Annotated in this window: 20 protein-coding genes; 19 read left to right on the forward strand and 1 reads right to left on the reverse strand. The window is 31.3% G+C overall.

Annotation, left to right across the window (positions count from 1 at the left end; genetic code table 11):
* The first annotated feature begins 250 nt into the window (after positions 1-250).
* The 19 genes from CPJCM30710_RS09510 to CPJCM30710_RS09600 all read left to right on the forward strand — a co-directional run bounded on the left by CPJCM30710_RS09510 (position 251) and on the right by CPJCM30710_RS09600 (position 21,245).
* Complete coding sequence (locus CPJCM30710_RS09510; protein WP_212903944.1) at positions 251-685, forward strand: hypothetical protein; 435 nt, start codon at positions 251-253, stop codon at positions 683-685.
* 532 nt (positions 686-1,217) lie between these two features.
* The gene (locus CPJCM30710_RS09515; protein WP_212903945.1) at positions 1,218-2,039 is read left to right on the forward strand and encodes an Ig-like domain-containing protein; all 822 of its coding nucleotides are present in this window, start codon (positions 1,218-1,220) and stop codon (positions 2,037-2,039) included.
* Positions 2,040-2,057: 18 nt separating this feature from the next.
* The gene (locus tag CPJCM30710_RS09520; RefSeq protein WP_212903946.1) at positions 2,058-2,495 is read left to right on the forward strand and encodes a hypothetical protein; all 438 of its coding nucleotides are present in this window, start codon (positions 2,058-2,060) and stop codon (positions 2,493-2,495) included.
* A gap of 27 nt (positions 2,496-2,522) precedes the next feature.
* The gene (locus tag CPJCM30710_RS09525; protein WP_246503512.1) at positions 2,523-3,092 is read left to right on the forward strand and encodes an ECF transporter S component; all 570 of its coding nucleotides are present in this window, start codon (positions 2,523-2,525) and stop codon (positions 3,090-3,092) included.
* A 152-nt stretch (positions 3,093-3,244) separates the two neighbouring features.
* Entirely contained in the window at positions 3,245-4,090 is an 846-nt protein-coding gene (locus CPJCM30710_RS09530; RefSeq protein ID WP_212903948.1) for an energy-coupling factor transporter ATPase, read from the forward strand.
* Complete coding sequence (locus tag CPJCM30710_RS09535) at positions 4,072-4,944, forward strand: ATP-binding cassette domain-containing protein (protein WP_212903949.1); 873 nt, start codon at positions 4,072-4,074, stop codon at positions 4,942-4,944. Before CPJCM30710_RS09530 ends, CPJCM30710_RS09535 begins: the two co-directional genes overlap by 19 nt.
* Positions 4,931-5,716: an energy-coupling factor transporter transmembrane component T family protein gene (locus CPJCM30710_RS09540; protein WP_212903950.1), complete on the forward strand. Its 786-nt coding sequence runs from the start codon at positions 4,931-4,933 to the stop codon at positions 5,714-5,716. The genes CPJCM30710_RS09535 and CPJCM30710_RS09540 overlap by 14 nt, the downstream gene beginning before the upstream one ends.
* Before the next feature lie 193 nt (positions 5,717-5,909).
* Positions 5,910-6,683 (forward strand): hypothetical protein, encoded by a 774-nt coding sequence (locus CPJCM30710_RS09545; RefSeq protein ID WP_212903951.1) that lies wholly within the window; start codon positions 5,910-5,912, stop codon positions 6,681-6,683.
* Complete coding sequence (locus CPJCM30710_RS09550) at positions 6,667-6,879, forward strand: hypothetical protein (RefSeq protein ID WP_212903952.1); 213 nt, start codon at positions 6,667-6,669, stop codon at positions 6,877-6,879. The genes CPJCM30710_RS09545 and CPJCM30710_RS09550 overlap by 17 nt, the downstream gene beginning before the upstream one ends.
* 159 nt (positions 6,880-7,038) lie before the next feature.
* Positions 7,039-8,481, forward strand: a complete 1,443-nt coding sequence (locus CPJCM30710_RS09555) for an NAD(P)/FAD-dependent oxidoreductase (RefSeq protein ID WP_212903953.1) — start codon at positions 7,039-7,041, stop codon at positions 8,479-8,481.
* 8 nt (positions 8,482-8,489) lie between these two features.
* The gene (locus CPJCM30710_RS09560) at positions 8,490-9,473 is read left to right on the forward strand and encodes an NAD(P)/FAD-dependent oxidoreductase (protein WP_212903954.1); all 984 of its coding nucleotides are present in this window, start codon (positions 8,490-8,492) and stop codon (positions 9,471-9,473) included.
* 50 nt (positions 9,474-9,523) lie between these two features.
* Positions 9,524-9,892 carry a DUF1667 domain-containing protein gene (locus tag CPJCM30710_RS09565; protein ID WP_212903955.1) on the forward strand — a complete coding sequence of 123 codons (369 nt, stop codon included), beginning with the start codon at positions 9,524-9,526 and terminating at the stop codon, positions 9,890-9,892.
* Positions 9,893-10,152: 260 nt separating this feature from the next.
* A complete protein-coding gene (locus CPJCM30710_RS09570) occupies positions 10,153-11,121 on the forward strand; it encodes a glycosyltransferase family 2 protein (RefSeq protein WP_212903956.1) in 969 nt (322 codons plus the stop codon).
* Positions 11,105-11,524: a GtrA family protein gene (locus tag CPJCM30710_RS09575; protein ID WP_212903957.1), complete on the forward strand. Its 420-nt coding sequence runs from the start codon at positions 11,105-11,107 to the stop codon at positions 11,522-11,524. The genes CPJCM30710_RS09570 and CPJCM30710_RS09575 overlap by 17 nt, the downstream gene beginning before the upstream one ends.
* A 171-nt stretch (positions 11,525-11,695) precedes the next feature.
* Entirely contained in the window at positions 11,696-13,945 is a 2,250-nt protein-coding gene (locus CPJCM30710_RS09580; RefSeq protein ID WP_212903958.1) for a glycosyltransferase family 39 protein, read from the forward strand.
* 273 nt (positions 13,946-14,218) lie between these two features.
* Positions 14,219-16,156 carry a Cache 3/Cache 2 fusion domain-containing protein gene (locus tag CPJCM30710_RS09585; protein WP_212903959.1) on the forward strand — a complete coding sequence of 646 codons (1,938 nt, stop codon included), beginning with the start codon at positions 14,219-14,221 and terminating at the stop codon, positions 16,154-16,156.
* Positions 16,157-16,414: 258 nt separating this feature from the next.
* The gene (locus tag CPJCM30710_RS09590; RefSeq protein ID WP_212903960.1) at positions 16,415-16,783 is read left to right on the forward strand and encodes an ArsR/SmtB family transcription factor; all 369 of its coding nucleotides are present in this window, start codon (positions 16,415-16,417) and stop codon (positions 16,781-16,783) included.
* Positions 16,784-16,813: 30 nt separating this feature from the next.
* Positions 16,814-19,246: a heavy metal translocating P-type ATPase gene (locus CPJCM30710_RS09595; RefSeq protein ID WP_212903961.1), complete on the forward strand. Its 2,433-nt coding sequence runs from the start codon at positions 16,814-16,816 to the stop codon at positions 19,244-19,246.
* A gap of 406 nt (positions 19,247-19,652) precedes the next feature.
* Positions 19,653-21,245 carry an FMN-binding glutamate synthase family protein gene (locus CPJCM30710_RS09600; protein WP_212903962.1) on the forward strand — a complete coding sequence of 531 codons (1,593 nt, stop codon included), beginning with the start codon at positions 19,653-19,655 and terminating at the stop codon, positions 21,243-21,245.
* A gap of 368 nt (positions 21,246-21,613) precedes the next feature.
* Here CPJCM30710_RS09600 and CPJCM30710_RS09605 read toward each other — a convergent pair whose 3' ends face one another.
* Complete coding sequence (locus CPJCM30710_RS09605; RefSeq protein WP_212903963.1) at positions 21,614-23,008, reverse strand: PLP-dependent cysteine synthase family protein; 1,395 nt, start codon at positions 23,006-23,008, stop codon at positions 21,614-21,616.
* Positions 23,009-23,260 lie beyond the last annotated feature (252 nt).

Here is a 23,260-nt window from a genome sequence, read left to right on the forward strand (position 1 = left end):
TTGAAGCCAGGGTGAGACAAGCTAAACTGGCTTAGTTGGTGTGCAATAAAATATGAAAGATAAAACGTGAAAACCTGCTAAAAAAAAGTATTGACTTTTATTAGCAGGTTTAAGAATGTTGTTGAATATTTATAATATAATTTTTAAGATAAGTAATGAATAAATTAATAGAAGAAGATGTTATACTAGATAAGTATTAGATTTAAATTTATAGTATAGCCTTTAACGGCGGAAATGGAGACAAATTATTATGAAGCTTAAGGATAAAAATATGTCTAAAAAATCAAGAAAATCTCCTATTTCAATTGTTCTGTATGTTGTTGCTGCAGTTGTAGGGCTCGTTGGAATTGCATTATTAGTTAATAATATTTTGTTGTTTAGAGATACTGTTAATCAATATGTAACTCAGGGGTATCCCGAAGCTACTGTTATTAATGAATTAATACCAACGCAATTACTCCCAGGAATATTTGAACCAATTGCTGTATATGGAGGCATTGCATTTGTTTTATTAGGTGTAGGTATAGTTAATAAAAAAGTTTCAAAATGCTTAACATTATTAACTAAAGTTGAGGTTTGCAATAGTACTATTGAAGAAAGCATTTTGGAACAAAATGTTGTTTATATAGAAAATACAGAAACAACCGAACAGATAAAAATTGTGGAAGAAGTTGAAAAAGCCTGACTAAAAATTAGAAGACTTGTTTTGTCAGTTATACTGAGGCAAGTCTTTTCGTGTATTAGAAATTAAAGGGCGAGGATAAAGAAAATCGTTGCTCTTTTTTTATGCATCTAGTATGCTGACAATCTAATGATTAAATCGAATGCCAATTACATAAAGTTTCTTAAATTAATAAAAAATATACAAAATGTTAATAAAGTGTTGAATTGTTATTTTTTATATTGTATAATCTAATAAAAATTAACGTTAATTGATATAAAATTACAAAACATAACAATATAATTTATATTTATTAAAAATGGTACGGAAAGTGTAGTTTATTATATACTTTTGTTATGTTTAGTGATTTGTGAAATGATAATAAAGTAATTAAGCTGACGAAGGAGTCTTTTGAGCATTGCTTATTGTAAGCTATGCATAAAAAGATTCCTTTTTGTTTATTAGTATTATCTTTTGTTACTTGTTAATGATAAGGAGGGTGTGTTGATCACAAAAGTTTTCTAATAATATTCATTAAAAGGAAGGTGATAGCTAAATGAAAAATTTTATACGAAAATATATTTTAAAGAATTTTTTGTTCATAATCATTTATTTATTTAGTACTACGGTTTGTGCTTATGGACAAGGGGAAGGTATGCCTGGTTCAAGTGGTGTTAAACCTCTAAGTTTTGTTTCTTGTACACTTGAAGATGGAAGCAAAATAGATGCTGAAGATGGAATAACTGTAGAACCAAAATTCATTCTAAAGTTTGATAAGAATATTGTTAACATGCTTGTTTGGGAAAATAACAGAAAATGTTTTAGTCTTTCTACAGGAGGTAATGTTAATATTCCTATTGTCGTTAGTAAAATAGATGATACTGTTGATTTTGATCATAGGCAGGATGTTTTTATCAAACCTGTAAATGCTCTTGAATTTGGAAAAACCTACTATATTAAAGTAGGACCTCAACTAATCTCTAAAAATGGACAGTCTACAATTGGTAGTGCTACAGGTGGAAAAGACTTAACTATTTCGTTCAAGACAAAAAAACAAGAGATAACGAAAGACAAAGAGAATGAAAATAATGCAGTAGTTACTGAGCAGAATATGGCTGAAAAAGGTAGTGAAGTAAGGAATTTAGATGAACAGAAAAATGAAAATAGTAAAGATGGTGACTCAACTGTCAAAGCAAATGAAGAATCAGTGATACATAACGATGGGGACAAATCTGTTAATCAACAAATATATTTATTGGGAAATATGATTTTAAATAATTGGTTGGCAGTAATAGCAGGTTCATTGTTTATTTGCTGGATAGCAACTGAGATTTTTTATGAAAAGAAGAACAGAAAAGAAAGGAGAAATAAACTGTAGGTTTAGGACAAGAATATTATGAATGAGAAAAAATGGATAGTCATTAGTATATTATTAATTTTCCTGCTTACAGTCGGTTCGTACTTATTTGAAAATATAATTAAGCAACAGGGACTAAAATCAGGTGAAATTATAAAGATCACTGAAAAAAGGAAAGTAATTGCTTTTTTGAGTGCTGATATACTCACACAATTAATGAAACAGAATTCACAGGAGGATGATGTATCCATGGGACCTTCACTTCTATTAACAATTAATGCAGTCGGTGTTAGTGAATTTGAACAGATTGAAGTGACTGGGAAATATAGGAAAGAAACTTTTGTTTTGCATAAAGAGGATATTAACGACGACTTACTACTAGTTTTAGAATCTAATGGGACTGTTAATTTATATAAGAAAAATAATGATTCAAAGTTTTTAGTTAAAGAGGTTACTGAAATAAGTATTAGAAACTAAATTAGGAGGATGATGACATTGAAGGATATGACACAAATAGTTGAAAGAAATTCTTTTCCTAAGGGAGAATATATGTTTAACCTAAGGCTGGGCGATATGCTTAGGGCAACAATGTTTGGAACCCTTGATGCGGTAATAAACGATATACTACACATGCCTTTACATATGCCAGGACATACAAGCATTTGGTGGATGGGTATTCTTTTAGTAGGAAAGGGACTGATTAGAAAATTTGGTTCAGGAATAATAATGGGTATAGTATCAGGTATTCTTGCTGTTATTCTAGGGCTTGGAAAGGAAGGAATATTTGTTTTCTTAAAATATTTTATACCAGGTTTACTGCTTGATTTTCTTGCACCATTATATAGCTACAGACTTGAATCACCAATTATTGGAGCTATATGCGGTGCTTTAGCAAGTTTGTCAAAATTGGCTGTTAGTACTGTTATAGGGATTATTGTAAATATACCAGTGTTGTTCCTCACGTTAGGGCTGGGTTATGTGGCCCTATCTCATGTATTGTATGGTTCAATAGGTGGAGTTTTGGCAGCTGTTATTATTAAACGGTTAAAACCAAGGTTGAGCAATTGGGACTAATCATAGTAAATGGAGCTTTTATAGCAGTTAATTTCTATCAATATTTAGTGGATAAAAGCTAACGATGAAGAGAAAAGTTGCGTTGAAAAAGGGAGGGGATTGAGGAATTTTATTTAGTTAAAAAATCTTATATTATAAGTAGGTGAAAATAAATGGAGCATGAAAGTATTAGTTTTGTAAATGTATCAAAAATATTTAATGCTAATAGCTCCATGGAGAAGATGGCATTGAGTAATGTTACACTGACTATTGAACGAGGAGATTTCGTAGGAATATCAGGTATGAATGGTTCTGGAAAATCCACACTAGCTCGTATGATAAACGGATTAATTCTTCCCTCCTCAGGGGAAGTAAAGATTAATGGAATGAATACATCAAATAGAAAGAACATTAAGAAGATTAGAAGTTTGGTTGGCATGCTGTTCCAGAATCCTGATAATCAGATTGTCAATCCTGTTGTTGAAGAAGATATTGCTTTTGGACTAATAAATCTTGGTCTCTCGTATCATGAAGTTAAAGAAAGGACGGATTGGGCTTTAAGCGTTCTAGGTTTGGAAGAACTTAGATATCAATCGCCTCATTTACTTTCAGGAGGTCAAAAACAAAAGGTTGCTATTGCTTCTGTTTTGGCAATGAAACCTGATTATTTAATATTAGATGAACCAACTTCGATGCTTGATAATATAAGCAGGAGTGAACTTATGGATACATTAAAATTTTTAAATAGAGAGTTCAGGATGACGATTGTCTTAATTTCACATTTTATGGAAGATGTGATTGAAGCCAATAGATTGATTATACTAAATAAAGGTGAAATATATCTTGATGATGTTCCTTGTAAGTTATTTGTTTATCCTGAAAAACTTAAAGAAGCAGGGATAAGTCCACCTAAAATTGTATGCTTACTTAACAGACTAAGAGAGCGAGGACATGAAATTGATAATAATATTATAACATTAAATCAAATTGAGGGATTTATATGCAAATTATTGAAGTGAAAAACTTGACTTACACATATTATGCTGATACTCCACATGAACGTAAATTACTTGATAATATAACATTTTCGGTGGAAAAGGGAGCTGTTCTTGGAATTATTGGAGAGAATGGCTCTGGTAAATCAACACTTCTGAAACATTTTAATGGAACATTGCAGCCTACAGATGGAAGTATAAAAGTTTTAGGAAAAGAGATATCCAATAGACAGGATAGAAATGAGTTATGGAAAAAAGTTGGTATGGTATTTCAATTCCCTGAGCAGCAGATATTTGAAGATACAGTTTTTAATGAGATAGCTTATGGACTTAAAAATTTGGGGCTTAGTAAAGAAGAAATTGTGATTAGGGTTAAGGAAGCATTAGATAAAGTTGGATTAGACAATGAGTATATAGAAAAGTTACCTCCATTAAGTCTAAGTGGAGGGGGACGTAGGCGTGTAGCTATTGCTAGTGTACTTGCAATGCAACCTGAAGTGCTTATACTAGATGAATCTACAGCCGGATTGGATTTGTTAGGTCGTGAAAAGATTATAGATATTATAAAAAAAATAAAAGAGGATAGAAATACCACTATAATTATTGTATCTCATAATCTAAGTGAATTGATTTCAGTATGTAGTCATATAGCTGTTCTTAAGGATGGGAAGCTAGTTTCTTTTGGAGTAACAAGTGATGTACTGAGTCAAAAAACTATTATAAACATGTACTATAAAATGTTTCCTGATTATATCCAACTGATGCATAGACTATCAGAACGGTATGAAAATGTTAATACTAGGAGTATTAATTTAGAAGATATTGAAATTGAATTAGATAAGTTGTTATTACGAGGAGTTAAAAATGGACATGCTTAAGCCAGGACAATATATTAAGGAAAATTCAATTGTTCATAATTTAGATCCAAGAACTAAACTAATTTATTGTATGTTTATTGCTTCTTCAACTTTAATAAATTCAAATGGGTTAATTATTTTGCTTAACATTTGTACCTTAATTTTAGCGATGTTGCTATCTTGGATAAACATTTATAAGTTCTTCTTGCGTTTAAAATCTCTCATACTACTTTTTGTGATGACTTTCATTTTTCAGTCTATTCTTACTGATGGTGAAATATTGTTCCATATAGGAACAATAAATTTTACAAAACAAGGCGTTTACTTAGGAATAATAACAGCATTTCGGTTTATGGCAATTTATTTATGTTCTACTATATTAACCATGACAACATCTCCAATGAAATTAGCGTCTGGGTTGGAGTCGCTCTTTTCCCCTTTGGTTAAGCTACACATTCCCGTTAATCAGTTGTCTATGATGATTAGCATATCATTAAGATTTATTCCAACAATTATTGAGGAAACTGAAAATATAAAATGTGCTCAAAAATCAAGAGGTGCACAATTTGAATCAGGCAGCTTTTTTGTTAAATTAAAAAGTATGTTGGCAGTTGTAATTCCAGTTTTAGCAGCATCATTGCAAAGAGCAAATGATTTGGCTATTGCAATGGAGAGCCGATGCTATCATGGTAAGTCAAGTTCAAAAATTGATACTGGGTTACATTATAAAAGGATAGATATAATTGTTATTGGAGTAGTATTGCTTAACTTAATTGTGTGTTTAATAACGTAAAGATTGCTAATCTAAACCAGTATTGTTGATCTAAAAAGCTTTTGCTTAGGATAAATAAGAAAGTATATAAAAAGTAATTTAAGTGACAAAGGAGTCTTATTATATCAGTGCTTACTGAAAGTTAGTGATAAAGAGGCTTCTTTTTTAATTTCAAATATTTATAATCTATTTTTAATTTTAGGAGGTTAAAATTATGTATATTCTTTTATGTATTGATGATACAGACAGCATAGATAGTAGAGGAACTGGAACACTGGCAGAAATTATAGCTAATACCATAGAAAGCTCTGGTTGGGGTAAACGGTATGCAGTAACAAGACACCAATTATTGCTTCATAAAGATATACCGTATACTTCTCATAATAGTTCCATGTGTTTCGGAGCAGAAATAGAAGCGAAATATTTACAAAACATAATAGACTATACTGTTGATTTCTTGCAACGTGAAAGCGAACCAGAATCGGATCCTGGGTTGTGTGTAGTGGTGGTCGATTATTTGAAAGATAATAAAAAGCTTATAGATTTCGGTTATAAAGCTAAAAGGGTAGTATTAACTAAGGAAAATGCTTATGACTTGGCAAAAGAACTAAAGATACATCTTTCCGAACATGGAGGTACAGGACAAGGAATTATAGGGGCTCTTGCTGGGGCAGGTCTTAGATTGAGTGGCAATGACGGTTGGTTTAAAGGCTCTCACAAAATTAAAACTTCAGATAATATTATTAAGGTTTCAGAACTTTGTTCTTATAATAACATTGATAAAGTGAGAAGCGTAGAAGGAAGATATTTAGAAGATGATGAAATGATAGCTTTGGGTAATTTAGTAAAAACTGTTTTGGTGGAGGGAGAGTTTGTTCTTTTAGTTGATGAAGTAAATGAAGAAAGTTGTGGAGTTAAGTGGAAAACCTGCTCCAAACAGCAATTAAGGAAGTATGAGGAGATGAAATTTAATGTGGTTCATAAATGAAAGAAATGAAAGAGAATTTTTTGGTGGCAAAAACGATTGGTCAGGAGCTGTAAAAGAAGCTAAAAACTGTTTGTTTTTTAAAATTGATAATGAGGAAGAAATTGTTGATGATGAACTAATATCTTGTTATAATTGTCGGTTTAGACGTTGGACAGAGAAATCTTTTGTTTGCTGTCAATCAGTAAAAATGCAGTAAGTCTAGTATTAACATTTGATTCTAATGTGGAGAGTATTTTTTATCTTTCGTCTACTACCATTTTACAAAATAAAATTTAAATAAAACTGGACAGGCTCTATGCCTGTTTAGTTATTCTTACTTAAGAAGTATGAAACTAAAAATATAGGAGGGAAAGTTATGTACGATATAGCTATTATTGGAGCTGGAATTATGGGTACTTTTATTGCAAGAGAATTATCTAAATATAAAATAAATATAATCATCATTGAAAAAGAGAATGATGTGGCAAATGGAGCAACTATGGCAAATAGCGGAATTATATATGATGGATATCATTCTAAATTAGATAGAATGAAAGGAAAATTAATTCCTAGAGGAAATGAATTATATGATAAAGTTTGTGAAGAATTGGACGTGCCTTTTAAGAGGATAGGTTCATTGGTAATTGGATTTAATGAAGAGGATGAAGAGAAAATTAAAAAACTATATAAAAAGGGAGTAGAAAATAAAGTACCCGGTCTTAAAATAATTAATAAACAGGAAGTATTAACTATGGAACCAAACTTAAATCCTGACATTAAGTTTGCCTTATATTCTCCTACATGTGGTATTATCTCTCCATTTGAAATGACCGTTGCACTAGCTGAAAATGCCATTGATAATGGTGTAAAGTTACTACTAAATAGTGAAGTAACTCATATAAAAAAGATCGATAAAAAGTTTAAAATCATTATGAAACAAAAGCAAATAGAAGCAAAGTATGTAATTAATTGTGCTGGAATCTATGCAGATAAGATTAATGATATGATAGCAACCTCCACTAGTTTTAAAATTACTCCTAAGAGAGGACAGTACTTTGTATTAGATAAAGGGACTAGTAATTTAGTAAATAGTGTCATACTTCAATGCAAAATAGACAATGAAAAAGGGGTTTTACTCATACCAACGATTCATAATAATTTAATGATAGGTCCTGGTCTAGAGGTAATTGATGATAAGGAAGCTATAGAAACAACATCACATATGCTGAATAATATACGGAAAAAGGCAATGAAGACCTGTAATAGTATACCTTTTAATCAAGTAATACGATCATTTTCGGGATTAAAAGCAAAAGTAGATACAGGGGATTTTATTGTAGAGGAATTAGAAGAAGTAAAAGGATTCATTAATGTGGCAGGTACTAGTACACCAGGATTGACCTGTGCACCTGCAATTGCAGAGTATGTTGTTGAAATTGTAAGGAGTATATTTGAAGGGAGTGAAGAAGATTTTATAGAAAAGGAAGATTTTAACCCAAGAAGAAGAAAAGTCATTCGATTTAAAGAATTAAAGGATGATGAAAAGGTTGAGTTGATAAAGAAAGATTCGAGATACGGTCGGGTTGTTTGTCGATGTCAAACTGTTACGGAAGGAGAAATTGTAGATGCAATACATAGAAATGCCGGTGCAGCTACAGTTAAAGGAATAAAAAAACGGATAGGAACTTCTATGGGAAGATGCCAAGGTGGATTTTGTGGACCTAAGATTGTAGAAATTTTATCTAGAGAGTTGGGAAAAGAAATGCACGAAATTTTATATGATGGTGATAACTCTTATATACTAACAGAAAGGGAGTAGATGTTATTTTGTTGGATTATGATATTGTAGTAGTAGGTGGAGGACCAGCAGGTTTGTCTGCAGCAATTGAAGCAAAGAAAAATGGAATAGATAATATATTGATTATCGAAAGAGAATTAGAATTAGGTGGCATACTAAATCAATGTATACACAGTGGGTTTGGAATACATATTTTTAAGCAGGAATTAACAGGACCTGAGTATGCACAAAGATTAATTAACGAATTAAATATGCTGGGAATTAAATATAAATTAGATACAATGGTTTTAGATATAACAGATGATAAATATCTCAATATTGTAAATTCAAAAGATGGCTTCTTAAAAATTAAAGCAAAAGCTATTATTTTAGCAATGGGATGTAGAGAGAGAACAAGGGAGGCAATAGGAATTCCGGGTAAAAGACCAGCTGGTATATTTACTGCTGGAACTGCTCAGAAATACATTAATATTGAAGGATCTATGGTTGGTAAAAAAATTGTTATTTTAGGATCAGGAGATATAGGGCTAATTATGGCTAGAAGAATGACTTTGGAAGGAGCAGAAGTACTAGCGGTTATAGAAAAAATGTCTGCTCCAGGAGGATTGTATAGAAATATAGTTCAATGTCTTAATGATTTTCAAATACCTTTATTATTAAGACATACTATAATAGAAATCTTAGGGCAGCATCGAGTAGAAGGAGTTGTGGTTGCTCAAGTGGATGAAAATGAGAAACCTATACTTAAAACAGAAAAAAGGTATGATTGTGATACCGTTTTGTTATCTGTAGGATTGATACCTGAAAATGAATTGGCAAAGAATGCAGGGGTAGCAATTGAAAATGAAACCGGAGGGCTAGTTGTAAATGACTTAATGGAGACAACTATAAGTGGCATATTTGCTTGTGGAAATGTAGTAAGAGTACATAATTTGGTAGATTATGTTACAGAAGAAGCTATTACAGCTGGAAAAAATGCAGCTATCTATATAAAAAATTTATGTAACATTTAATAAGGTATAGAAATAGCGCTATATTAAGTTAAATTGAGGAGGGAGAGTAATTGGTTTTCAAAGTTATTTGTACTGTTTGCCCTAATGGATGTAAGATGAACATTCATGAATTAAGCGCAGGGAATTATGATATTATAGGATATAGATGTGAGAAAGGCAAAAAATATGCAGAACAAGAAATAACAAATCCTGCTAGAATTTTAACCGCAACAATAAAAATTAATAATGGATTTATAAAAAGATTACCAGTAAGAAGTAAAGAATCAATTCCTAAAAATACAATATTAAAGATAATAGAAATATTGAAAAAAGTAGAAATAGAAGCTCCTGTAAGTGTAGGTGATATTATTATTGAAAATATTTTAGGTACAGGAATTAATATTATCGCTTCAAAGAGTGTACCTAAAATATTTTATTAGCATATATATTAATGATAAATAAGAAATAATAATTAATACTTTTAATAAAAACAACAAGTTTTAATTTAGGCAATTTATTTTTATTTGTTACCATTCAACAAAATAAAATCTGAATAAAATTGAATAGGCTCTAGCCTATTCAATTTTATTTTTTTAATCACATAAACTTCACATAATATTTTGATATTAGTGCAACAATTGCAAGTTATAATTCTAAATAAAGAAACATGAATAACTCATAATTGAATGGAGTGATAAAAATGATAAATGGAATAGTTTATTCTGTTGTAGTACCTTTGTACAATGAGGAACTTGTTATTGACGAGAGTTATAAAAGGCTAAAAGGGGTTATGGATACAACTAAAGAAAACTATGAAATTATATTTATAAATGACGGAAGTGCAGACCGTACAAGAGATAAGGTAGAAAAGATATGTAAAAAAGATGAAAAAATAAAGCTTGTGAATTTTTCACGAAATTTTGGACATCAGGCTGCTATAACAGCAGGAATGGATACAGCATTAGGAGATGCTGTTATTGTAATTGATGCAGATCTTCAAGATCCTCCAGAAGTAATGTTAAAAATGATTAAAAAGTGGAAAGAAGGATATGACGTAGTATATGGGAAAAGAGTTAAAAGAGAGGGAGAAACCTTTTTTAAAAAATTTACTGCAACGATGTTTTATAGATTGTTAAAGAGTATGACAACTATTGATATTCCAGTAGATACGGGCGATTTTAGACTTATAGATAGAAAAGTACGTGACGCTTTAGTATCACTTCCAGAAAAAAATAGATATGTAAGAGGGCTTGTTAGTTGGGTTGGATATAAGCAGACCTTTGTAGAGTTTGTAAGACAGGAGCGATTAGCGGGAGAGACTAAATATTCTTTAAAAAAAATGATGAAGTTAGCTTTCGATGGAATAACATCCTTTTCATATAAACCACTTGTGATTGCTGGTTATTTTGGAAGTTTAACATTTATAATAGGCGTACTTTCACTTATTACTGTTATTATAGAAGGTTTAGTTAACAACGTGAATATATTAAATTTTGGTTTGCTTTTAGCAGTCAATCTTATAATGTTTGGGCTAATATTTTGCGGAATTGGAATGATGGGACAGTATATCGGAAGAATCTTTGATGAAAGTAAATGCAGACCTCTATATATAATTGAGAGTAAAATAAATTATAAGCGAGTTGATGAAAAATATGAAATCAATAGCTAATGCAGTTAATTATTTTTTATATGGAAAACTTAAGCATATAAGCCGGTTTTCAGTGGTAGGGATGGCAAATACTTTTGTAGATTTTCTAATGTTTACAATATTTCATGGATTAGTTGGATTAAGTTATATTACTAGTCAAGTTATAGGATATAGTTTTGGGATTGCAAACAGTTTTATACTTAATAGAAAATGGACATTCGAGGATAAAAATTCTAATAAAAAGACATTTCACGAACTTGTGCAATTTATTGTTGTTAACTTAATTTCACTTAGTATAACAATAATATCTATAAACTTTTTAGTAAAAGGTTTAAATTTAAATGTGTATGTATCTAAAGTAATTGCAACAATTATATCTCAAATAACAAATTTTCTTGCATATAAGTTTTGGGTATTTAGCTAGGTATAGATATTAAATTTTAAAAAGGTTGTGTGAACTGAAATATAAAGAATTAAAGGAACGTAATTTAGTGTGTAATAAAGATAAACAACTTCAATACTTAGTCAATTTAGTTGTGAAGTTGTTTATCTATACGACTTGTGTTGTGTGCTACATTATAAGGAGGAATAATAAATGAAAAAAATAAAACTTACGAAAGAAACTTTAATATTGTCACTAATTTTAATATTGTCTGTAATATTAAACTTTACAAATTTAAGTATAGACGGATATGCAAACCAGTATTATGCTGCTGGTGTAAAAAGTATGACCATGAGTCTTAAAAATTTCTTCTTCGTATCTTTTGATCCTGCTGGTTTTGTAACTATAGATAAACCACCGCTAGGTTTTTGGATTCAAGCTATATCTGCTAAAATATTTGGTTTTAGTGGATGGAGTATAATTCTTCCACAAGCTCTTGCAGGAGTAATCTCTGTTGGAATAATATATTTTATTGTTAAAAGAACTTTTGGAAGTATAGCAGGTCTTATTTCAGCACTATGTCTTGCAGTAACACCGGTTTTTGTTGCAGTAAGCAGAAATAATACTTGTGATAATTTACTCGTTTTAACTCTACTTTTAGCTTGTTGGGCTCTTTCTATAGCTGCTGAAAAAGGAAAATTAAAATATCTTATAATAAGTTTAGCTATTGTGGGTATTGGTTTTAATATAAAGATGCTTCAAGCATACATGATAGCTCCAGCTTTATATATAACATATCTTCTTTCCAACGCAGTTTCTATTAAAAAGAGAATAACACATCTTGCTTTAGGTACCGTTGTTCTTCTGTTAGTTTCATTTTCTTGGGCTTTTATTGTAGATTTAGTGCCTGCAGAGAACAGACCTTTTGTAGGAAGTAGTACAAATAATACAGTTAAGGAACTTATATTTGGTCATAATGGATTAGAGAGACTTGGTATAGGTAGTACATCAACCCCTGGTGGTAGAAATCAAGGAAAAGATGGTGAAGGTCCAGGGCAATTTAGAGAGGGGACTGATGCTAGTTCTGGTACAACTAAGGGCCAATTAGCACAAGGAACTCCTGGAGAGCCACCAAGTGATAATAGTCAAGGTCAGGGAATGCATGAAGGTACTTATGATGGTGATGGGCAAGGGATGCTTGGAGATCATCCAAATGGCGATAATCAAGAACGTGGACAAGGTACAATGGGACCTGGACCAGGAGGTAATAATATGGGGAAACCTAACGGAGGTGGCAGAGGAGGTACCTTCGGAGGTGATGAAGAAGCTGGTATAACAAGATTATTTTCTAATAATAGTTTATCAGATCAAATAATTTGGTTATTACCACTAGCTATATTTGGATTTGCAGCAGCGGCAATAAAAGAAAAATTTAATCTTCCTTTCAATAATAAAAGAAAGTTATCATTAATATTGTGGTCTATGTGGTTGTTACCTGAATTTATATACTTTAGTTATACAAAAGGATTATTTCATCCGTACTATTTAACTATGCTTGCAGCACCAATTGCAGCTTTGACAGGGATTGGAATTGTATCAATGTGGCAGCTTCATAAAGAAGGTGGATGGAAATCTTGGATTTTGCCAGCAGCACTTATTGCAGATGGGTTAGTTCAAACATTGATACTGTCTTACTATTACAGTACATCAAATATAGCTAAGATCATAATGATAGTGTTGGCAGTTTTATGCTTCCTATCTTCAGCGATACTTATTTTTATTAATTTAATAAAGAATAAAGAACTTAGTTCAGAAGGTGCAAATATAAAGCTAAAGAAAATGTTATTAAGTACAGCTTTGGTAGGGCTTTTAGTAGCCCCTCTAGTTTGGTCTTCTACTACAATGTTCTATGGAATGTCCGGAACCTTCCCATCAGCTGGATTAGGGCTTATATCAAATAAAGGTATGAATAATTTTAATATAGGGATGGGTAATTCTAATACTGATACTACTACGAAGCTTGTTGAATTTTTAAAAGCTAATACGACAAATGAAAAATATCTGGTTGCAGTTCCATCCGCAACGGGCTATGCTTCTGATATAATAATTAAAACTGGGGAATCTGTAATGACACTAGGAGGATTTAGCGGATCAGATAATATACTTACTTTAGCTCAATTTAAGCAATTAGTCAGTGACGGTGTTGTTAGATATGCAATAATAAATGGCGGAGGTCCTGGTGGAAATAATGAAATAACTAATTGGATTCAAGAAAATGGAAGAGCTGTTTCAGAAAGTGAATGGGCTGATTCAACTAAGTTAAATAGTGAAAATGACAATTCAAGTAATAATGACAAAAACTCTTCACAAATTGAAAATCAAAAAGGTGGCAGATTCGATAGAGGAAACTCTGTTCAGCTATATGATCTTAAACCTAATGCTAGTATTTCAGTAGAAAATTAATAGTTAACTATATTATTTTATAGTTTTAGTATTGATTTTAAATATACTTAATAAATAAGAAAAATTAAGCAAATTCTCACTAAAGCTGAGTAGGTTTTATGCCTATTCAGCTTTATAATTTTATATAATTATTATCTGCACTTCTGCTATAAATTTTTACTAAAAATTATATTTAAAAAAACAGAATAATTTGAGGAAAAATGTAGAATTAAATAAAATTATAATGTAATATAAAAGTATGTTTTTAATTGTTAACGGGAAAGGATTAAGTGTATGAGTATTAAATTTAAGTTAGTTAGTAGTTATTTAATACTAATTATATTTACAGTAAGTGTATTAGGATTCTTAATAGGGAAAGAATCAAAAGATGCAGTTTTTAACGAAGTGACAGAAAAAAGTGAACGTATAACAGAATTAATTAATACTACAATAAGCGTAAGAAATGATTTACTTGAAGAAAAGTCTTACGGTGATTTAAATTTTGCAGAGAAATTATTAAATAGTTTAGGTGATTTAAATGTAGATAATACTCAACGCATAAAGGTTGGAGATTATGATTTGCCAATTTTATATGCTGGAAAACAAAGGTTATCATTAGATACTACGTTTGTTGATGATATAAAAGAATCTACAGGCACAATAGCTAGTATATTTTTACTACATGATGATAAGTTAATAAGAATATCTACAAATCTTACTAAGGATAATCAAAGGGCTGTTGGAACATATATTTCTAGTGATTCAAATATCTATAATAAAATAATTAATAATGAAGAGATTTGTACTAGAATTACATTTGAAGGGGAGAGTTATTTAGTAAGATATAAACCGTTATTAGATAAGGATAAGAAGGTTATAGGCGCAATAGCTATAGTAAATAACGTACTTAACAATTATTTGGAAGAAACACTACATGATATTAAAATTGGAAAAACAGGTTATGTATATATAATAGATTCAACTGGAAAAATACTTGTTCATTCTAGCGATAAAGGGCAAAATGCAAGTGAATATGATTTTGTTAAAAAGATAATCTCAACTAAAAATGGAAGAATTGAATATACATATAAAGAAGTTCGTAAGATAGCTTATTATAGATATTTTGAACCTTGGGATTGGTATATCGTTACAACTGCTAATTATGATGATTTAAAATCTTCATCTACCTCAATTTTATATATAACACTATTTAGTGGATTATTAATAATTTTATTAGGTGGAATTATAGTTTTATTTATGACTAATACTTTAGTAAAACCTATTAATAAATTGAAATCATATATGGAAATAGCAGGTAAGGGTGATTTAACAGTACGTTCAGATATAAATAGTAAAGATGAAATAGGAGTGCTATCTAATAGTTTTAATAATATTATAGCCGAAAATAAGCGGTTATTAGAAGAAGTAGTACAATATGATAAATTAAAAACTGAATTTATTGCTAATATGTCTCATGAATTAAGAACCCCTTTAAATATTATTTTTTCTACAGCACAATTATTTTCTTTATATATAAATAAAGACGAAGGTTTACAGAATATTGAAAAATTAACCAAATATACCAATACTATAAAGCAAAATTGTTATAGATTATTGAGACTAGTAAATAATTTAATTGATATTACTAAAATTGACTCAGGGTTTGTAGAGTTAAATTTAAAAAATCAAAATATAGTAGAAGTTGCTGAAGAAATAGTTCTGTCAACTGCAGCGTATGTAGAAGGTATATCAAGAACCATTATTTTTGATACAAATACAGAAGAAAAAAGTATGGCTTTTGATGAAGAAAAATTGGAGAGAATTTTACTTAATTTAATTTCAAATGCTACTAAATTTACTAGAGAAGAAGATACTATTGAGGTAGTACTACAAGATAAAGGTGATCACGTTATAATTTCTGTAAAGGATAGTGGTGTGGGGATTCCAGAAGACAAACTATCTCAAATATTCGAAAGATTTAAACAAGTAGATTCTTCACTGAGTAGAAGGCATGAAGGTAGTGGTATAGGATTATCCCTAGTTAAATCTTTAGTTGAAATGCATGGCGGTAAAATTGATGTAAAAAGCATATATCAGCAAGGTACTGAATTTATAATAACACTACCCGTTAATCTTGTTTCTAATAATGATAGTGAAATTGTAAAAAGAGATTTAACAAATGAAACAAATGTTGAAAAAATACAAATTGAATTTTCTGATATATATAATTAAGTTATATAAATTAGAATAATCTCGTTAAATTTCATGAAATGAGTATAGACGCACAACTTCATAACTGAATTTTATTTAAAAGATCAGAATTGTATTAAAACCTTGTACCACTAAAGTAGTACAAGGTTTTAATATTAAGTTACTGTATATTTGCATATTTAATTTAAAATTTATAAGTTTTATTGACATATTTTTCAGATAAGCATACAATGAATATATGAACAAGTATTCACGTATTCAGGTGAAGGGGGTTTTACTATGACTGACAGAAAGAGTTATATAGAAAGTTGTAATTGTACGATAATACATGAGGATATCATAAAAAAGGTAAGGGCATGTATTCCAGAAGATGAAACATTATATGATTTGGCAGAACTCTTTAAAGTTTTTGGAGACACTACTAGGATTAAAATATTATGTTCTTTGTTTCAATCTGAGATGTGTGTTTGTGATATTGCAGCTTTACTAGGATTGACTCAATCTGCTGTTTCACATCAGCTTAGGGTATTAAAGTCAGCAAGACTTGTTAAGTTTAGAAAAGAAGGGAAGGTTGTGTACTATTCCTTAGACGATGATCATGTAAAACATATTTTTGATCAGGGATTGATACATATCCGAGAAAAATAATAATTTTAATATATTTATGGGGTGATTGGTATGAATGGAAAAATTAAAAGGGGCAAGATTCGTAGTAAAGATATAAAATCCATAGCTAAGGATACCAAAAATATATCTTTCAAAGTAAAAAAACGATTATTACTTGATGGTTTATGTTGTGCTAATTGCGCAGCTAAAATAGAGGACAAAGTTAGCAAACTCAACGGTGTTGCTAGTGCATCAGTTAACTTTGTTTCAAAGACACTAACTATGGAGATTGAAGAAGAGGATAAGGTAAGTGAGTTAATTGCTGCTACAAAACAAATTGTGACCAACATTGAACCGGATGTTACCGTAAAGGAAAAAGAAGTGGCTAAATCGAACAAATTCGTGCTTCTACTTGATGGACTTTGCTGTGCAAATTGTGCAGCAAAAATAGAAAGAGAAACTCAAAGTCTTCCTGAAGTTATGAGTGCTATTGTGGACTTTGTGTCAAAGAGGCTTATTATAGAGCTTCAGGATGCTAAAAATAAAGTTTCTGTCACTGAAGATGTAAAAAAAATTGTAAAGAGAATAGAACCACATGTAAATGTAATAGTTGAGAGTAGTAATAGAAACAGCTCTGTTAACAATAAAGAAGATGAGAAAGATGATAATAAAAAAGAGTTAATCAAACTTGGAATTGGTGGAGCTATTTTCGCAGTAGCCACTATTTTTAACTTTAGCTTTGATTTAGAACTTTTACTATATCTTATAAGTTATGTTCTTGTTGGTGGAGAAGTTGTGTTAAGAGCATTAAAAAATATTGCCCGAGGGCAGGTTTTCGATGAGAATTTTCTCATGGGAATTGCTACAATAGGAGCCTTTGCTATTGGCGAGTTTCCTGAAGGTGTTGCAGTTATGTTATTCTATCAAGTAGGAGAGTTATTTCAGGATATTGCAGTTAATCGTTCAAGAAAATCTATAGCTGCGTTGATGGATATACGTCCTGATTATGCAAACTTATTAGTTAATGGTGTAGAACAAAAAGTTTGGCCTGAAGATGTGAATATCGGAGATGTAATTTTAGTTAAACCTGGTGAGAAAGTACCTCTTGATGGAATGGTGATTGAAGGAAACTCAGTGCTTGATACCTCAGCATTAACAGGTGAATCTATTCCAAGAGAAGTAGCAACAGGTGATGAAGTTTTAAGTGGTACCATAAATAAAAATGGTGTTCTGACTATTAAGGTTACCAAAGACTTTGGAGAATCTACTGTAGCTAAGATACTGGATTTGGTTCAAAATGCAAGTAGTAAAAAGGCTCCAACAGAGAACTTTATAACAAAGTTTGCTAGGTATTATACACCAGTTGTTGTATTCTCAGCATTAGCACTGGCACTCTTACCACCACTTCTTATTCCAGGAGCCACATTCTCACAATGGATATATAGAGCACTTGTCTTTTTAGTTGTCTCTTGTCCGTGTGCTTTAGTGGTATCAATACCTTTAGGATTCTTTGGTGGTATAGGTGGAGCTTCAAAAAATGGAGTACTTGTAAAGGGTGGAAATTACTTGGAAGCTTTAAACAACGTAGAAGTAGTTGTTTTTGATAAAACAGGAACTTTGACAAAAGGAATATTCAAGGTTACTGATGTAAAACCTGTCTATGGAGTATCGAAAGATGAGTTATTGGAGTATGCAGCTAGTGCGGAAAGCCACTCAAGTCATCCTATCGCAACTTCAATAATAAGAGAATACGGTAAAGATATCAATAGGAACTCCATAGAAAACTATAATGAAGTATCAGGTCATGGGATTAAAGTTAAAATTAATGGTGTGAAGGTTCTGGTAGGGAATGAAAAGCTAATGAGCAGTGAAAGAATATCCTTCACTAGTCCTGAAACAGCAGGAACTGTAGTGCATGTTGCTCTTGATGGCAAATATGCCGGCTATATAATAATATCCGATGAAATAAAAGAAGATTCAGCTAAAGCTATAAAAGAGTTAAAGGAAATAGGAGTTAAGAAAACAGTAATGCTTACAGGAGATAGTGCCTTTGTTGGAGAAAAGGTTGGTAAAGAGTTAGGGATCGATAAGATATTTGCTGAATTATTGCCTCATGAAAAGGTAGAAAAGATAGAAGAGATTAATGCTCAAAAATCTTCAAGAGGTAAGCTAGTGTTTGTAGGAGATGGAATAAATGATGCACCGGTCTTGGCGAGAGCCGATGTTGGTATAGCTATGGGGGGCGTTGGTTCAGATGCTGCTATTGAAGCGGCAGATGTAGTAATTATGACAGACGAGCCATCAAAGATTGTAACTGCTATAAAAGTAGCTAAAAAGACAAAGAGCATAGTGATTCAGAATATTGTATTTGCATTTGGTGTGAAGCTTATCATAATGATCCTTGGAGCCTTTGGAGTAGCAACGATGTGGGAAGCTGTCTTCGGGGATGTCGGAGTAGCAATAATAGCAGTGCTTAATGCAATGAGGGCTATGAGAATAGATTAAAATAGCAGTTTAATTAAAAAGCTTACTGGAAAGAACTTAACGGAATTGATAAAAGAAAAAAAAATAAAACAAGTAGAATATTTATCGAAAAATACAGAAGTTTTGAGGCTTTGAGTAGATGCGTACGAAACTCCTAAGTATCGACTAACAGTTGTAAATAATCTGTTTAAATTCCACAAAATGAATATAATAATAACCTCCTTGTGTTTTTATGGTTTTATCTAGAAGCTAACACAAGGAGGTTTTATAATGGCAATTAATATTTACAATTATATTAAAATGATATTATAATGGAAATATGTGGAAAATTGTTTTTAAAATAATTTTCCATATAGTTCATATTTTACAGTTTAGTATAATAGCTTTGTAATATGTTTACAACTTTAGCACTAAAGGGGGAAAATTTATGAATTTACAAAGACCAAATGGAAATGATTCAACAAGAACTGTTAATCGTTCTAAGAATGTAGTGCCTTCAAGTGGCTTATGTTCAAGGTGTGTTGATGGTTGCAAAGGAAATTGTGAGGTTTTTAAGGCTACATTTAGAGGGAGAGAACTACTATATCCAGGTCCTTTTGGTGATATTACTGCTGGTGGAGACAAGGATTATCCAGTAGATTATTCACACTTAAACATTTGTGGGTATGCATTTGGAGGGAAGGGACTTCCAGATGGTGTACAGGCAAATTCTGATACAGCACGTTTTCCAGCAGTAAATACAGAAACAGAGTATGGTTGGAGCAAAAAGGTAAAAATGAGTGTGCCTATTTTTACAGGAGCACTTGGATCAACAGAAATTGCTAGGAAAAACTGGGAACATTTTGCTGTTGGTGCTGCAATTTCTGGAGTTACTATTGTATGTGGTGAAAACGTTTGTGGAATTGATCCAGAGTTAGTATTAGATAGTAACAATAAGGTAAAAGAAGCTCCTGATATGGATAGAAGGATAGAGGCGTATAGACGCTATCACAAAGGCCTGGGTGAATTACTTATTCAAATGAATGTTGAAGATACTCGTCTTGGAGTTGCTGAATATATAATTAATAAACACGGAATTGAAACCATTGAGTTAAAATGGGGACAGGGGGCAAAGTGTATTGGTGGAGAAATCAAGGTTAACTCCTTGGAAAGAGCATTGGAGCTCCAAAAGAGAGGATATATAGTAACACCAGACCCATCTGATCCAGTTATTCAAGCAGCATTTAAACAAGGTTCAATAAAAGAATTTGAGCGCCATAGTCGTCTTGGATTTATTAGTGAAGATGGATTTTTAGCTGAAGTTGAAAGACTAAGAAAACTTGGCTTTAAAAGAATTACATTAAAAACTGGTGCATATGGATTAAGAGAACTTGCAATGGCTATTAAATGGTCTTCTAAGGCAAAAATTGACCTTCTTACGATTGATGGTGCTTCTGGTGGAACAGGAATGAGCCCATGGAGAATGATGGAAGAATGGGGAATGCCTTCTCTTTACCTTCATTCAGCAGCATATGAATTTGCAAAAATACTTGAAAGTAAAGGTGAAAGGGTTCCAGATCTTGCATTTGCAGGAGGTTTTAGTTCAGAAGATGGTATATTCAAAGCTCTTGCACTGGGTGCTCCATACGTAAAGGCAGTTTGTATGGGCCGTGCACTTATGATACCAGGAATGGTTGGAAAGAATATAGAGCAGTGGATGAAGAGTAATGATCTTCCTAAGACTGTTAGTGAATTTGGTTCAACACCAGAGGAAATATTTGTTTGTTATGAAAAGGTTAGAGATATGGTTGGTTCATCTGAAATTAAGGAAATACCTCTAGGAGCAATTGGTATATATAGCTATGCTGATAAGCTTAAAACTGGATTGCAACAATTAATGGCTGGTGCACGTTGTTTTAATATCTCGTCTATATCAAGATCTGAGCTAATGTCCTTAACAGAGGAATGTGTAAAGGTAACCAAGATTCCTTATCTTATGGATGCTTATCGTGAAGAAGCTTTAGAGATATTAAACAAGTAGTTTAACATTGCATGTAAAAAGTAGTTTTAAATTAATATTTTTTCTATAATAAAAAGTCCCCCAGCTACAAAGGTTGGGGGATAAATTTTTATTTGTTTGGTACCATTTCCAAAGTGAAATCTGATTAAATCCATAGATACACAACTTCATAACTGAATTTATAGTTCATGATATACAAGTTCATATTGAATTAAGAATTTTAGGAAAAGTACTGAATGCCGAGACTATTTCCTAAAATTCGTTAATGATTGAACTTATATATCCTAGAAAAAGCATTGCATGTAGAGGCTATTTTCATCAATTGTTTAAGGATTGAAGTTGTGTATCTTTAATAGGCTCGATGCCTGCTCAGCTTTATTTAGCCATTCTTAAAATCCTCTTACTTCTTTTAATTTTTTATCTATACCTTGTATTTCATTTTGCTTTTCAATCCAATAATCCTGTGTTTTTTGAGCATCTAATTCATGAACACTTTTTTTCTGCTGCTCAACCCAGGTGTAATATTTAAGATCGTGCCATCTTTTACGTGCCTTAAAGGTTCCTTCTTCTATATAATCAAGTTTTATGTTATGGAATATAGAATGATATCTTACAGCCGCTTCTGTTTTTGTCATTGTACCAAAGTTTTGATTAAGATCTTCCATAATAGAATAATAGCGATCAATAGTATCAGTACATATAGTGAAAATATTATCCTTATAAGTCATTTCATAGTATTTTGCAGTTTTTATTGCTCCGATTAAATTACATACTCCAGATATACCGAATATCTCAGAAAGTGTATTTATTGTTTCATTTGATATTTTAAGCTCACTTGAAAGATATTCTTTACCTATTTCATCTGTTAAAAGCTGCAAGCCTTTTTTACATTCTATATCATCAATACACATAATAGAATCCATATTCATAATATTATGAATCCAGGTTACATGGTTATCACCAATACCTTGAATATCATGAGTTCCATAGCCGTTATTATATATAGTTGGGCACTGAATAGGTTCTAAGCCTATTATTTTTGTTTCTGAATATAGCTGTTTTAAGCGATCACCAGAAGCAATTGTTCCTGCTGAACCCATGGATGAAACAAGAGCAGATACTCTACCATTTCCAATACCCTGCTCATATAATACTTTAGTTATTTCTGAAATGGTATTTCCAGTAACATAGTAATGGAACATGTAGTTACCAAAGCTTTCAAATTGATTTAATATTTTATTTCTAGGACTTTCTCTTTTTAATTCCCAGCACTTATCGTATATGTCTCTTACACTACTTTCACATCCGGGAGTTTTAATATATTCACCACCATAAAAAGTTATCTTTTCAAAACGCTCCTTGCTCATCATTTCAGGAAGAATTACCTTTGTAGAATATCCCATACGAGTTCCTGTCCATGAACCGCCAATACCATAATTTCCTGTTGAAGGGAAGATAAGCGTATCTTGACCAGGAATAATTTCGCCACTTAATTGATTCTCAAGTACTACTGAATAGGTAGCACCTACCTTATGGCTGCCTGTAGGAAAGTTTTTGCTGTATAACACGATTATGTTTGCATCTACTCCAGTTAATTCTTTTGGTATAACTACATAACATAAGTTATCTTTATTGTCAGTCCAGTTGATATTATAAAGATTAATTGGATTTAAAGGTGAGTCCTTTGCAGCTTTAAGGGCTTTTTTTCTTATATCTTCTTTTATCCTTTCAGGATGAAGCATTTCTTCAAAGGTAGGTCCCCAAACAAGTTTTTTCTTTCTCATTTATAACCCGTTACCTAAAATCTATAAAAAACCTTACATTAGATTTCTGTAACGGACTTCACCTCTCCTTCATTATAAATTTTTATATACATTACTTAACTGTTATTAGCTTACAATTAAAGATAAATAATTTTGGTTCTTAATAAATTTAATTATAGAGTTGTGTATCTATATACCAAAAAACGTGGAAGAGGTTAATTGGTTACAGTAAATTATACATATAAATTATTATATGCATAATGAAAGGCGACT

It is taken from the genome of Clostridium polyendosporum, assembly GCF_018332455.1.
GTDB classification, from domain to species: domain Bacteria; phylum Bacillota; class Clostridia; order Clostridiales; family Clostridiaceae; genus Clostridium_AY; species Clostridium_AY polyendosporum.